The sequence below is a fragment of the Mucilaginibacter sp. P4_A11 genome, assembly GCF_056402535.1.
The window spans coordinates 1-13,852 of sequence record NZ_JBFUHE010000019.1; the positions used below are offsets into that span (position 1 = coordinate 1).

A 13,852-nucleotide genomic window follows, 5' to 3' on the forward strand; every position below is an offset into this window, starting at 1 on the left:
CTATACAAGGCGAAGAAGATGCTTCGTGCCTCAGCATGACAAAGGGGCAATGTCATTTTTTCCTTCAGAATCCCCGGATTTCACCTACTCAGGATGACAAAAAAAATTGCTACCTGCCAAACTTCATCCACACAAAATACCCTACCCAAAGCAGGATATTGGAATAAACGCCCGCCAGCACATCATCCATCATCACACCCAAACCGCCGCCAAGGTCTTCCATCTTGCGAACACCAAGCGGTTTTACAATATCAAAAAAGCGGAACAGTACTAATCCGGCTAAAAGGAAATATAAATTGGCGGGAATAAAAAGCATAGCTATCAGCATCCCCGCAACTTCGTCAATTACCACGCGCGAGCTGTCTTCGCCCCAATCAGGTTCAACTTTGTTGCCTACAAATACGCCGAGGGCTGTGATAAATACAGTAATAGCCAGCAGGTACCAAGGGTTTTGCAAGGTTGGACTTTGCCACAGCAGCCAGATAAAGCCGCAGGTAACTATAGCCGCGTAAGTGCCCCCGCCTTTTAAAAAACCGATGCCAAAAATGGAAGCTATTGTTTTATTTAAGAACATTTAATTTATATCGTTAATCAATCTTTCTATTCCCTCCCTTGGGGGGGCGGCTGTCTGTGCTGTGGCAGGGAGGGGTCTATACGCCGTGCAAAATCGGGAATTGTTCAAGAAACCCCTCCCCACACCCTCCCCGGGGGAGGGAATCGCACAAAGCCCCCGCTTTTTTATGGTTTACTGCCAACTCAAAACTGGCAACTGAACTACTGCTTATCCAATACATCCTCCGCCGCCTCGGCAACTTCAGGTTCAATGGTATGCCTTTTAGGGAAGTTGAACAGCAGCGATGTTAATACAGGAATAATAAATAAGGCCACAGTAAATACCGAAGTAAAAATATCAGCGCTTTCGCCCTCCATCAATTTTGAAAATCCTGCCTCGGGGTAAAGGTGAACAAATAACGATGAAGCGAGTTTAAACCCCAGCACACCAATCACTATAAAAGCTACAGTTTCCAGGAAGGTGAATTTTTCCATTAATTTAACAAATGCCTGGGCTACAAAACGCATAGCCAGGATCCCGATGAACACCCCGATATAGATCAGCATTTTATGATCGGTAAAAGCCACCGCGGCAAAAACGTTATCTATAGAGAAAGCGAGGTCCATTAATTCAACTAAAGCTATGGTTGCCCATAAATTGCCAATCAACCCCACTGTGGAGCGGTAAAGCCAGTTCTTGCTTTTATCAACAGTTTCTTCTTCGTTATCGCTGTCGGCTTTTTTTAGTTTACCTTTAAAATAATTGAAACTCAGGTATATCAGATAAAGGCCGCCAAGTGGTTTTAACCACCAAACTGATACCAGCCATGCCGCTAAAAACAAGCAAACGCCACGCAAAACGTACGCGCCGATGATCCCATAACGCAAGGCTTTTTTACGCTGGTGCGGAGGCAGGTCGAGCACCATGGTTGCCAGTACGGCAGCATTATCAACAGAGAGCAGGCTCTCTATAACAATCAGATTTAAGACGATCAATACGCCGGCCTTCAGGTCGGGGCCAAGCAGGTAATGTAAAAACTCCATAAATTATATGATATCGGTATTAAGCATTGCTTTTAAAATGTTGGCCTGCACGTCAACATCGCTCAGGCTTTGTAAAAAGTTGATGTCGGCTATTTTTTTATAGTTTTCGGCTAACAGGGATTTTATTTCGGGTGGCATATATGATTTCATTGTTACCACATCGCTTTGCAGTTTGTCAATTTTATCCTGCAGCTCATGCGCCAGTTTTTCTTTTTTAGATAGATTACTATTATTCTCTACGCCCGAAAGCTTTGTTACGTCGCAAAATAGGAATAAATTATTGGCAGGCGAAAATAAAAAGTGCCTGTCCTCATCCATAAATTTATACACTTCCAGTATGAGGTTGCCGGCTTTTAAGCCACAGTAAAACTCGGTACGAAACTCACGCTTTAATAATATCCCCATCAGTTTACGCTGGATAATAGCATTGGTATTATGATAGGTATCGGTATAATTATATTGTACCAGTTCGTTATAAAGCTCTGGTGTTATATTATAAAAAAAGTCGGACCCATACCGCAGGCTAAAAGCATTGATGTTTTTAGAGAAAGGGTAATCGTTAGAGTTATCTGAAAGTACCTGGTAAAGCTTCCGTAAGGAAAGGTTTACTTTCAGCGCCTGCCTTTGCTTGTCTATCTTGAAATCCTGCTCGGTGAGCACATTATCATCCATCTGGTCAACCATTTCTTTGGTGAGCTGGATCTCATCAAGCACAAGGCTTACATTGTTCTCGTTGTTCTTTTTGATCTTCCGGAGCAGGTCGACCAGGCTGGTGGTAAATTGTACGTGGAAAAGCTCCAGCTTATTGATGTCGATTTCGGGATTGGTTTCAAAAAGCTTATGGATAACCTGGGTACGCAGGTAAAGTTTGTAAATGAGCTCATCTTCAAAAAACACCGACAGCAGCTGAAGCTTGCTGAGCATCCTGTTAGACCCATTTAAAATATTTAACCTGTTATCATCCATCAACGTGCTATACTCCCTTATATTAAATGTAAAAATACAAAATTATAGGATTGAATGTTGGGGCGTATGTTACGAATAAAGAGCGTATTTGGAGTTTGGGTTTGGACAACAAAACTTTAATTGAACCCAAATTTGCGTTAGGGATTGAAGCGGATACCGGCCGGGAGCGTAATGCCTGCAGGCGTATGAGCGTAAAGCCCGGCCGCAGGCAACGCTATGGTAGAGATTAGTGGTTGGTGATTAGAGGTTAGTGGTTTGTCTGAACTCGAATCTTTTGAATTAAAGAATTAACAGAATGCCAAGTAAATTCTATAAATTCTTAAAATTCGTTTAATTCGAGCTCAGACATGGGCGTTGCCTGCGGCCGGGCTTTTCGTTGCAAGTCCTCGCCTTTCCTGCCCCGCAATCCCTATACGCGCTGCGGGCTTTACACTGCAATCCCTAACGCGCCCTACACACAACATCCCCCAATGCAATATTTATTCCCATCAAAATAAATTATATTTACATAAAGGTGTAACCCGATCTGCTAAGGAGTGGTCACAGAGGTTATATAATGCAAAGCAAGCTTTCAGATATCGAACTTATTGAGCAAACCCTGGCGGGTAACCAATTTGCGTATGCCGATTTGGTTAAGCGGCATCAGCGTTTTGTTTTTACGCTGGCCATGCGTTTTGCCAAGGGGCGGGAAGATGCTGAAGAGATTGCGCAGGATTGTTTTGTGAAAGCATACCGCTCGCTGGCATCGTTTCAGGGGCAGTCGAAATTTAGTACATGGCTTTATAGTATAGTTTATACTACAGCTATGACTTTTTTAAGAAAGAAACGGGTGGCTACCGAGTCGATTGATGATGAAGGTACGTTTGTGCAGGTTGAAAGCCATGAATCGGCGTATGATACCAATAATGTAGAAAATAAATCGCGGTCATATTACCTGAACCAGGCTATTGAGCAGTTACTGCCCGATGATGCTACCATTATTACCCTGTTTTATAAGGGCGAGCAATCGTTAGAAGAGATTGCTCAAACAATGGGTATTGAAACAAATACCGTTAAGGTTAAACTATTTAGGGCACGCCAGCGTTTGAAAGAGAAGCTGGAGCGCAATTTAAAACACGAGGTGAAAGAACTGATATGAACACCATCGAAGAAAAACTTTGGAACTATATTGATGGTACCTGCACACCGGCTGAGCAGGAAGCCATTGCCCGGCTTATTGAGCAGGACGAGCTATACAAACAAAAGTATACCGAATTGCTTGTGCTAAACCAGGAATTTGCCAGTATGGAGCTTGATGAGCCATCCATGGCTTTTAGTTATAATGTAATGGAGGCCATCAGGGCCGAGCAGCTGGCACCATTAAAGTCAATCATTAATAAAAAGATAATATTAGGCATTGCCGCTTTTTTTGTGCTGAGCATTTTGGCCCTGCTAATAGTTATCCTTTCAAATGTTAAAATCTCGGGCAATTTGTTCAGCGGGATGGATGTTAAGCTACCGGCGAGTTTAAAACTGCCTTCTGCAAGCAGTATTTTCAATAGTACTTTAATGAAAAGTTTTTTCGTGTTTGATGTAATTTTGGCGCTATTTTTAACCGATAGTTACCTGCGTAGGAAAAAAGCTGCAAAAGAGGCATAAGTGTTCACTTTTCTGTATGCCAAAATAAATCAATGTGTCTTTTTGACACTTATCGGATTGTCTGTTTGTAACATAAATATCAGTTTAACCTAATATTAATGTATCAACAAGGATACATTATAAAAAAAATTAAAAAGTAGCCAATTTTGGCATAGTGATTGTAATAACATACGTGAACTGGTAAACTTACCGGTTTAATTGTGATAAGGTTTAGGTTGAAAGTCTCCCGACGCAAGGTTGGGAGGCTTTTATTTTTTATACACAATTTTGTCATAACCAATCCGCCCTTAGTCCCACCACTTGACTCCCCGGTTTGATTTTTGTAACTTTGTTTTTATGTCGAAAGCAGAAACACTTGAAGATTTTTATCAAAGAAAAGTTAACTGGATGCCCGGTAACCTGCAGCAAAGCATTGGTCACTTTAATGTTTTCAGGATTGAGGATTGTATTGGTCCTAATGCGAAGCAGGTAACCTATAGCCGCCGTACCTTTTATAAGATCAGTTTGATGCGTGGCGACAATATTATCCACTATGCCGATAAAAGTATTACGCTTTCGGGCTCAACACTGATGTTCTTCAGCCCGATGGTGCCTTATACATTCGAGCATATGTCTGACGACCGCACCGGCTTTTTCTGCATATTTACCGAAGAGTTTTTCCTGGAAAAGTTCAGGACCGGGCTAAGCGAATTTCCGATGTTTGGCCTTAATGCCAAACCTGTTTACGCTTTAAATGAAGAGCAGGATGCCTACGTAACAGCTCTTTTTCAAAAAATGCTGACGGAGATCAATACCGAATATGCATTTAAATATGACCTGCTCCGTAATTATGTTACCGAACTGGCTTATTATGCGTTAAAGACCGAACCATCCGAAAATGTGTATAAGCATGTTGATGCAAAATCGCGCATCACTTCGGTATTTACCGAGTTATTGGAGCGGCAGTTCCCTATCGAAACCCCCTCGCAACGCTTTGCGCTGCGCTCGGCCAATGATTTTGCACAGCGGCTTTCGGTACACGTAAACCACCTGAACAGGGCAATCCGTGAAACTACCGGCAAAACCACTACCGATCATATTGCCGACAGGTTGCTGAGTGAAGCCAAATCGTTACTAAGGCATACCGACTGGAATATTTCTGAAATTGGTTACTGCCTTGGCTTTGAGGAACCTACCCATTTCAATAACTTTTTCAAAAAACAAACTCAACAAACTCCGGGCTCGTTTCGAAATGTTTGAATTTCGTAACCTTTGGTTTGATTAATGTAATGTCCTCCCTTTGCTGTCGCTGTAACTTTGTTCTATCTTAAAAAACAAAGCAAACAACTTTTATGGACAACAACAAAGTATGGTTTATTACCGGTGCTTCAAAAGGCTTTGGCCTTAGCCTGGTAAAACAACTACTGGAAGCAGGACAGCTTGTTGCCGCCACTTCCAGGAATTTACAGGAATTAACAACCGCGGTTGATACAACAAGCAATAAATTTTTACCCTTACAGGTCGATCTCACCAATGAAAGCAGTGTATCGCTGGCCTTACAGCATACCCATGAATTTTTTGGCCGCATTGATGTAGTGATCAACAACGCCGGTTATGGCATTGGCGGCGCTATTGAGGAACTTAATGATGCCGAAACCCGCCTGGCGTTTGATGTAAATGTATTTGGTACGCTTAACGTGATCCGTGCGGTAATGCCTTACCTGCGTAAACAACGCTCGGGCCACATCATCAACATTTCATCTATTGCAGGTATTACCGCCAACACCGGCTGGGCAATTTATGCCGGATCCAAGTACGCGGTGATCGGAATTTCGGAAGTGCTTGCTGCCGATGTTAAAGAATTTGGCATTAAAGTAACCGTGGTTGCACCGGGTGCTTTCCGTACCAGCTTCCTTACCGCAGGCTCGCTTTCAATTACCGAAAATAAAATTGATGATTATAAGGAGGTGCGTGCCATTCATAACAAATACCTCAAAATGGATGGCAAGCAAGCCGGCGATCCGGAAAAGGCTGCAACGGCCATTATCAATGCAGTTTACGAGGAAAACCCGCCATTATATCTGTTATTAGGTGGCGATGCATACAATCGTGCTTTGGCTAAGCTTGATACTTTACACCAGGAAATCAGGCAATGGCAGGATGTAACCTGCTCAACCGATTTCTAAATTTTATTCCGTTACCCTATATCTACCTATATAAAAACAATAAAATGGAAAGTATCAAAGATAAAGTGATCGTGATAACCGGTGCCAGTAGTGGTATCGGTGCATCTGCAGCCCATAAACTGGCGCAGCTTGGCGCTAAAGTAGTTTTGGCCGCCCGCCGGGAAGACCAGCTGAAACCCCTCGTAGAGGAAATTGGCGAAAACGCCATGTATGTGGTAACCGATGTTGCTAAACGGACTGATCTGGATAATCTTATTCAGCAGGCTATAGCCAAATTTGGCCATGTTGATGTAATGTGGAACAACGCCGGCATCATGCCCATCTCCTTTTTTGAAGAAGGGCATGTTGATGAATGGGATAAAATGATCGACATTAATATTAAGGGCGTGTTATATGGAATTAACGCTGTATTGCCGCATATGATTGAGCGCGGCGAGGGACATATCCTCTCCACATCATCGGTAGGCGGTTTAAAAACGTCGCCGGGCATTGGGGTGTACAGCGGTACCAAATTCGCGGTGAAAGCCATTATGGAAACCCTGCGCGAGGAAGTGGCTCAAACTATTAAGGTAACCACCATATATCCCGGCGCTACAAAATCTGAATTAGGCCATGACATTACCAGCCCCAAGATCAAAGGCTTATATGGCAACCTTACCAATATGCCCAAGCTTGATGAAGAGGCTATAGCTAACGCGGTTATTTATGCCATAAGTCAACCAGGTAATATCACCGTTAACGAAGTGGTGGTAAGGCCGCTTGGACAAACACGATAATATCAATTGCCGGAAATTTAGCCCTTCAAAATAAGCGAAAATCAAAAATTGCTTGTAAGGCAGTAACAAATTAGCAAAATTAAAATCTATCTAAAACTATGGAAAACAACAAAGTATGGTTAGTAACCGGTGCCTCAAAAGGACTGGGACTTGCCTTAGTAAAAAAACTATTAAGCGAAGGCTATAAAGTAGCCGCTACATCGCGCAATTTAAGCGATCTGAATAAAGCAGTTGACGCAAACAGCGAGCAGTTTTTGCCGCTGGTCGTTAACTTAACCAACGAAGACAGCGTACAGGAAGCCGTTGAGCTTGCTGTAAAAACCTTCGGGAAAATTGACGTTGTTGTCAATAACGCTGGTTACGGTTTATTAGGCGGAATTGAAGAACTGACCGACCATGAAGCGCGCGATAATTTTGAGGTTAACGTATTCGGATCGTTGAATGTGATCCGCAAAGCTCTGCCTTATTTACGTGCTCAAAAATCAGGACATATTTTAAACGTATCATCGATAGGTGGCTTTACCGGCGCATTTGCAGGCGGCGGGATCTATTGCGCCACTAAGTTTGCCGTTAACGGTTTCTCTGAAACATTGTCGGCCGAAGTAGCACCATTTGGCATTAAGGTTACCATTGTACAGCCCGGTTATTTCAGGACCAATTTCCTGTCGGCAGGTTCATTGGCGGTACCGCAAAACCAGATAGCCGACTATCAAAACGTACGGGATACAGTAAATTTTCACCAACACGATATGAACCAGCAACAGGCCGGCGACCCTGAAAAAGCAGCCGAAGCCATGATCAGCATAACCAACGAAGCTAACCCGCCGCTCAATTTGTTTTTGGGCGAGGATGCATACGGCCTGGTTGAGAAAAAGCTGGCCTTCGTTCAAAACGAATTAACAACATGGAAAGATTTAACACTTTCAACAGCAATACAACAATAAATGCACACCACTATATAGGTGTATGGGTTACCCGCGATGGGTATATCCGCCACGAATTTTTTCCTAACGGCCGCTATACCGAGGCCCGCGGCGAAAGAGAAAACGCCTACACCGGATACTACAGTGTATTAGGCAACCACGTTGAATACCTTGACGATACCGGCTTCACTGCCGAAGGGGATTTTAGGGATGGTGCATATTATCATGCCGGGATGGTTTTGTTTAAGGAAACAGCGTGAGCGTTTAAGAATGCAAATATAATCATCAACGAAAAGGAGGCACCTACGGAGCCAAATATCAGTTGTCGCTTTTGGCTACAAACATGGTACTCCTACGGAGTTTAAGAAGCATAAAATTACAAAACTCCGTAGGAGTACCATGTTTATAGAATTATAAAAAACGTAGAATGGCTCCATAGGAGCCTCCTTAACCCCAGGACAACCGCATAAACATCATCGTGCCATAATAAAATCAGTAATATTATTAGCACATAAAAGCTTGCTTGTTAAAGCAGGCTTTTTTTATCTTAGGGCAAATCAAACCCTTGAAAAAATATGAGTTTTAAAACCCGGCTCAGTTCAATTTTTGTTGATGAAATCAATATCCCTCCCGAATTTCAGATTGAAGAAGTACACCAGCGCGAGTACCTGAGCGGTGGCGAAATGAAACCATGGAATGGCGAAGTAACCGAAGTTTACTCGCCGGTTGGCTTTTGGGGCCAGGACGGTACTTTTACCCGAAAATTGATTGGTACCTACCCTGTTTGCACCGAAAAAGAAGCTTTTGAAGCATTGGATGCCGCCCTTGAAGCCTATGATAATGGCCGTGGCGAATGGCCTACCATGAGCATTGCCGACCGTATTAAATGTATGGAGCGCTTTATTTACAAAATGAGCGAACAGCGCACACTGGTGGTAAAACTGCTGATGTGGGAAATCGGCAAATCATACGCCGATTCGGCTAAAGAATTTGACCGTACCATCGAGTACATCAATGCCACTATTGATGCCTTGAAGGATATCGACCGTCAGTCGTCCCGTTTTGAAATGGCCGAAGGGCTGGTAGCGCAGATCCGCCGCTCGCCTTTAGGTGTAGTGCTTTGCATGGGGCCGTTCAACTATCCGCTGAACGAAACTTTTACTACCCTGATCCCCGCCTTGATCATGGGGAACACCATTTTATTTAAACCACCTAAGCACGGTACGCTGCTGCATTACCCATTGTTGAAAGCCTTCCAGGAGTCGTTCCCCAAAGGTGTGGTGAATACCATTTACGGTCGTGGTGCTGTAGTAACACCGGGCCTCATGGCATCGGGTAAAGTGAATGTGCTGGCCTTCATTGGCTCAAGTAAAGTTGCTAACGACCTTAAAAAACGTCACCCTAAAATCAATCGGTTAAGGGCTGTTTTAAGTTTGGATGCTAAGAACGCCGCTATAGTAACCAAACATGCCGATCTGTCCCAGGCTGTTAGTGAGTGTATTTTAGGTTCGCTATCTTTTAATGGCCAGCGTTGTACCGCTATCAAGGTAATATTTGTTCATAAAGAAGTTGCCGATGAGTTTTTAAAACTATTGAGCGAAGCTGTTGCCAAACTTAAGTTCGGCCTGCCATGGGAAAAGGACGTAAAGCTTACACCGCTTCCAGAACCGCACAAGCCGGCTTACCTAACCGATATTGTAAATGACGCTTTAGCCAACGGCGCAAAAATCATCAATGAAAATGGCGGTGAAACATCGGCCTCATTCTTTTTCCCGGCAATAGTTTACCCGGTTAACGAAAATATGAAGCTATACCGCGAAGAGCAGTTTGGCCCCGTGATCCCCGTAATTCCGTTTGAGGATATTGAGGAGCCGATCACTTACCAGATAGATTCGCCGCATGGTATGCAGGTGAGTATTTTCAGTAACGATGCTAAAGAAATTTCATCACTGATAGATCCGTTTGTGAATCTGGTGAGCCGTGTAAACATCAACAGCCAATGCCAGCGCGGACCGGATGTGTTCCCTTTCACTGGGCGTAAAGATAGTGCGGAAGGTACCCTTTCGGTACATGATGCCTTAAGATCGTTTTCCATTCGCTCCTTGGTTACTACTAAAATGACCGAAACCAATAAGAACATCATCAACGAAATTGTGAATGATAACGATTCCAACTTCCTGAGCACGAAGTTTATATTGTAAGCACAGATAAAAAACTACAAAACCAAGCATCATTGCGAGGTACGAAGCAATCCCCGACTTGCAGGTCCGCCCTGTACAGTTTGGGATTGATTCGTACCTCGCAATGACGCTTTTTATTTATCTGCCCATTCACAAGTTTATCGACATACAGCCGCTCCCAATTACAAAACAAAAAGCTGTGCCTAAGCCGGCTCGAAGCCAGGATAACTGCATTGCAGGCGGGTAAGATTATGGATCAACAGCAAAGTCAATGGATGGAGCACCACTCGCTTGAGCGGGGCAATGCTGTTAAGGTTATTAAATTACCGTTGTAAACGAAACAAATACCTTTCTCAGGAAAAATCGTTTTCAGCGACTTTCCTTTCGAACTAAACTTGCGGAGTTTCAAAACTTCGTAAGTTTGATTGCGAAGCAACTGTATGGCAATTATTAGCGTAACAAAGAAGTATATCAAATTATGATGATGTTAACCGGTTCAACGTGCCGAAATTTAACCCAATGCATATCTCCTTAAAAGGTACAGGAACCACGTATCAGGTCAATCCGCTGACTATCATTATTTTCCTTACTGCCTTGCAGTTGATAATCACCCTGCTTAGTAATGGATTTGTTTTATCGTTCGATGAATCTATCTGGCATTATATCGGCCGTAATTGGTTCAGACACGGGCTGGTTCCATACACTGGCGGTACCGACAATAAATCACCTTTTATTTTTGCCATTTTTGGCCTGTCGGATACTCTTTTTGGCGTAAATTATTGGTTCCCCAGAGTGCTGGCAACACTATGTCAGTCTATCGGGATCTATTATCTTTATAAAATAGCCCGGAAACTGGCAGGCGACACAGTCGGTTTGTTGGTGCTATTGTTTTATGGCCTGTCGTTATTGTGGCATGCCACCGGAAGTCAGTATGTAGCGTTTACCGAAACCTACGAGGTAATGTTCATAATGACTGCGGTGTATTGGTACATCAATGCGTCTAATAAACAAGGTCTTTTAATCAGCGGTCTGTTAGCCGGCCTTGCGTTTGATTTCAGGCTTTCGGCCGCTTTTATTATTCTGGCTATTTTGATCCACGCACTGTTCCGGAAACGTTTTGTTGATATCCTGGTATTTTGCCTTGGCGTAGTATCTGGCCTGTTATTTTTAATAATAGTCTGCGTTTTGGCAGGCATTGATCTCCACCAGTTATTGATAAATGGCTTGTTAGATAACTTTGGCAAAGGAAGCGCGACTGACCATACAGCCGCCTTTAAATTTGACGCGTTTTGCCACAGGTTTATTTACTCGCCGCTTGTGCTGTTTTACCCACTGGTATTGCTTTATGTATTTGTTAAAAGAAAAATAGACTTCCCGGTTTTGTGGTGCGTACTGACATTTGTTGCTATTAATATGATAGGGATTTATGATGTGGTACATTTAAAAGACCTGCTGCCGCCCCTATCGCTTCTTAATGCGATAGCAGCCGCATATCTTATTGAAAAATACAAGCTATCCACTGGTTTAGTGGCGTTAGGAGTTGGAATTGTTTTTTTTCCGTCGATGACCACGCCTATTGCTAACCTGAAAATCCTTTTAGGTAACGCCGCCACCCCAATAATTTACGGCAAAGCCCCTTATGTAAACCCGCCGGAGGGCGACCGCGAAGCATTGGGGAAATGGATCAAGGCAAATACCCGCAGCACAGACATGGTGCTGGTTCATAGCTATGGCACCCAGGTACAGGTTTATTCGGAAAGGTTATCACCTACTATTTATTTCAATATTACTCAAACGCCAATAGCCAAAGCTCGTTTTTATCACGATCTGCAGCAAAATAAACCGACCATGATCCTGATCCCTATGTTTCCTGAATATCAAAACCTGGTTGATGCCGATCTGCGCGCCTTTGTAAGTGATCTCGTTAAAAGCAATTATCACCTGGAAAGCAGTATGTACAACTACCAGATTTTTAGGATCAATAAATAAGAAGCTGTTTAAAAATGTATTGTAGCTGGAAAATCTACTTTTCGCCTGCACGCTTCACCATAAAATCCAAAGCTGCCTTATCAGGCAAAGTTCTTGCCCCTGGCTTTTCACCAAGGATCATTATTTTATTATCGCTTATTGTATAAGCAGGCCATGCTGGCACTCCTTTTCCATTCGGGTTGCCGTTTTTAGCAAAATTGGCCCAGTAGGTACTCATGGTATTTGCCAGCTGCTTATCAATAGGTTCCCATGGCCGGTTCAGGAATTTGAGGTTGTTATAAGCATAAGCAACCTCGCCGGTATGGAAAGCGCCGTATTTAACAAAATCGGCAGTGGCAGGCAAGCGGCGGGTAAAGCGGTAAACATAAATTTTCGATTTGCCTTTTTCGCTCTGCACATTGGCCCAGGTATAATTCTGAATGCCAAAAGTTTGATCGCGGCTGATGCGAATCTGCGATGTAGCTGCTTCCTGATCTGATCCAGCCGGATAAAGCTTTAAAAACTCATCAGCATCGGCTCCATATTGAGTGCCAATCGTCTTTTTATAGTCCTCGGCGGTTTTGAGTGTACCAATAAAGGCATCGTCCTCGTTCCAGCCGGTAAGTACCGGTACATCGTTTTGTTTATGCTTATTAAAAATATCGGCTATGGTTTCAGGCAAAACATATCCATCAATAATGGGGCGGCTTTGGCCTTTGCCAACAAGTTCGGCAGCGGGTTTATTCCTGAGTTCGGCAATGGAATTTGCACCTAAAGCTGTTGCCGTTTTAACGCCGTTCTCTTCTGCTTCTTTTAGCCCGCCATAACCCCGGGGACTAATAAAGCTTGCCCCACTCTCGGCAATTGCACCGTTAAACAATCCTTTGCCTAATGGCGATGCCACCAAACAATTTACACTCATCGATCCCGCCGATTGACCAGCTATCGTAACCTTATCCGGGTCGCCGCCAAAGGCTGCAATATTTTGTTTTACCCATTTCAACGCAGCAAGCTGGTCCATCAAACCATAATTACCGGAAGCATTATGCGCCGATTCCTTAGTTAATTCGGGATGGGCAAAGAAACCAAAAATCCCTACGCGATAGTTAATAACCACAAATATGATCCCTTTTTTAGCCATGGCTTCACCGTCATAAATAGGCACGCCCGCACCTCCGCTTACAAAACCACCACCATAAATATATACCAATACTGGCCGTTTGTCTGCCGGTGTTTTTGCGGCGGTCCATACATTCAGGTACAGGCAATCTTCGCTTAGGGGTTCATAGGGGATCAGAAACTCCCGCGTATAAACACCAAAGGGATCCGGCTTGCCTTGCATGGGGCTGGCGGCAAATTCGGTGCATTTCTTTATACCTTCCCATGATTTTACCGGCTGTGGCTCTTTCCAGCGGAGATTCCCAACCGGAGGAGCAGCAAAGGGAATGCCTTTATAAATATGCACATCGCCGCCCTGATTGGTTAAGCCTGAAACTTTACCGGCATCGGTAGCAACAACATCAAGGTTTTTATTTTGAGCGAAAACAGAATTTACCAGCAGCAAAAGCGGCAATAAAAGAATGCGTTTCATTGGTTACAGGTTTATTTATTGGTTTGTTAAACTTACGAAGATTTGGACA

General features: G+C 43.5%; 13 protein-coding genes. 9 read left to right on the forward strand and 4 right to left on the reverse strand.

Annotated elements, in window-relative coordinates:
- Window positions 1-109: 109 nt before the first annotated feature.
- The 3 genes from AC1DUD_RS26725 to AC1DUD_RS26735 all read right to left on the reverse strand — a co-directional run bounded on the left by AC1DUD_RS26725 (window position 110) and on the right by AC1DUD_RS26735 (window position 2,520).
- A complete protein-coding gene (locus AC1DUD_RS26725; RefSeq protein ID WP_477380208.1) occupies window positions 110-574 on the reverse strand; it encodes a phosphatidylglycerophosphatase A family protein in 465 nt (154 codons plus the stop codon).
- A 200-nt stretch (window positions 575-774) separates the two neighbouring features.
- Window positions 775-1,596, reverse strand: coding sequence for a TerC family protein (locus AC1DUD_RS26730; RefSeq protein ID WP_477380210.1), 822 nt, complete (start codon window positions 1,594-1,596; stop codon window positions 775-777).
- Between the two features lie 3 nt (window positions 1,597-1,599).
- Window positions 1,600-2,520: a hypothetical protein gene (locus tag AC1DUD_RS26735; RefSeq protein WP_477380212.1), complete on the reverse strand. Its 921-nt coding sequence runs from the start codon at window positions 2,518-2,520 to the stop codon at window positions 1,600-1,602.
- A gap of 598 nt (window positions 2,521-3,118) precedes the next feature.
- Between AC1DUD_RS26735 and AC1DUD_RS26740 the strand changes: the two genes are divergently transcribed.
- The 9 genes from AC1DUD_RS26740 (at window position 3,119) to AC1DUD_RS26780 (ending at window position 12,233) form a co-directional block, all read left to right on the forward strand.
- Complete coding sequence (locus AC1DUD_RS26740) at window positions 3,119-3,700, forward strand: RNA polymerase sigma factor (protein ID WP_477380214.1); 582 nt, start codon at window positions 3,119-3,121, stop codon at window positions 3,698-3,700.
- Window positions 3,697-4,200: an anti-sigma factor gene (locus AC1DUD_RS26745; RefSeq protein WP_477380217.1), complete on the forward strand. Its 504-nt coding sequence runs from the start codon at window positions 3,697-3,699 to the stop codon at window positions 4,198-4,200. The genes AC1DUD_RS26740 and AC1DUD_RS26745 overlap by 4 nt, the downstream gene beginning before the upstream one ends.
- Before the next feature lie 336 nt (window positions 4,201-4,536).
- Window positions 4,537-5,439: a helix-turn-helix domain-containing protein gene (locus AC1DUD_RS26750; RefSeq protein WP_330858200.1), complete on the forward strand. Its 903-nt coding sequence runs from the start codon at window positions 4,537-4,539 to the stop codon at window positions 5,437-5,439.
- Between the two features lie 92 nt (window positions 5,440-5,531).
- Complete coding sequence (locus tag AC1DUD_RS26755; RefSeq protein ID WP_477380220.1) at window positions 5,532-6,365, forward strand: oxidoreductase; 834 nt, start codon at window positions 5,532-5,534, stop codon at window positions 6,363-6,365.
- A gap of 44 nt (window positions 6,366-6,409) precedes the next feature.
- Window positions 6,410-7,141: an SDR family oxidoreductase gene (locus AC1DUD_RS26760; protein WP_477380222.1), complete on the forward strand. Its 732-nt coding sequence runs from the start codon at window positions 6,410-6,412 to the stop codon at window positions 7,139-7,141.
- 98 nt (window positions 7,142-7,239) lie between these two features.
- Window positions 7,240-8,085: an oxidoreductase gene (locus tag AC1DUD_RS26765; protein ID WP_477380224.1), complete on the forward strand. Its 846-nt coding sequence runs from the start codon at window positions 7,240-7,242 to the stop codon at window positions 8,083-8,085.
- Window positions 8,046-8,324 (forward strand): Atu4866 domain-containing protein, encoded by a 279-nt coding sequence (locus AC1DUD_RS26770; RefSeq protein ID WP_477380226.1) that lies wholly within the window; start codon window positions 8,046-8,048, stop codon window positions 8,322-8,324. The genes AC1DUD_RS26765 and AC1DUD_RS26770 overlap by 40 nt, the downstream gene beginning before the upstream one ends.
- 315 nt (window positions 8,325-8,639) lie before the next feature.
- Complete coding sequence (locus tag AC1DUD_RS26775) at window positions 8,640-10,265, forward strand: NADP-dependent glyceraldehyde-3-phosphate dehydrogenase (protein WP_477380228.1); 1,626 nt, start codon at window positions 8,640-8,642, stop codon at window positions 10,263-10,265.
- A 498-nt stretch (window positions 10,266-10,763) separates the two neighbouring features.
- Window positions 10,764-12,233 (forward strand): ArnT family glycosyltransferase, encoded by a 1,470-nt coding sequence (locus AC1DUD_RS26780; RefSeq protein WP_477380231.1) that lies wholly within the window; start codon window positions 10,764-10,766, stop codon window positions 12,231-12,233.
- A 34-nt stretch (window positions 12,234-12,267) separates the two neighbouring features.
- Here the strand turns inward: AC1DUD_RS26780 and AC1DUD_RS26785 are convergent, their stop codons facing one another.
- The gene (locus tag AC1DUD_RS26785) at window positions 12,268-13,803 is read right to left on the reverse strand and encodes a carboxylesterase/lipase family protein (protein ID WP_477380233.1); all 1,536 of its coding nucleotides are present in this window, start codon (window positions 13,801-13,803) and stop codon (window positions 12,268-12,270) included.
- Window positions 13,804-13,852 lie beyond the last annotated feature (49 nt).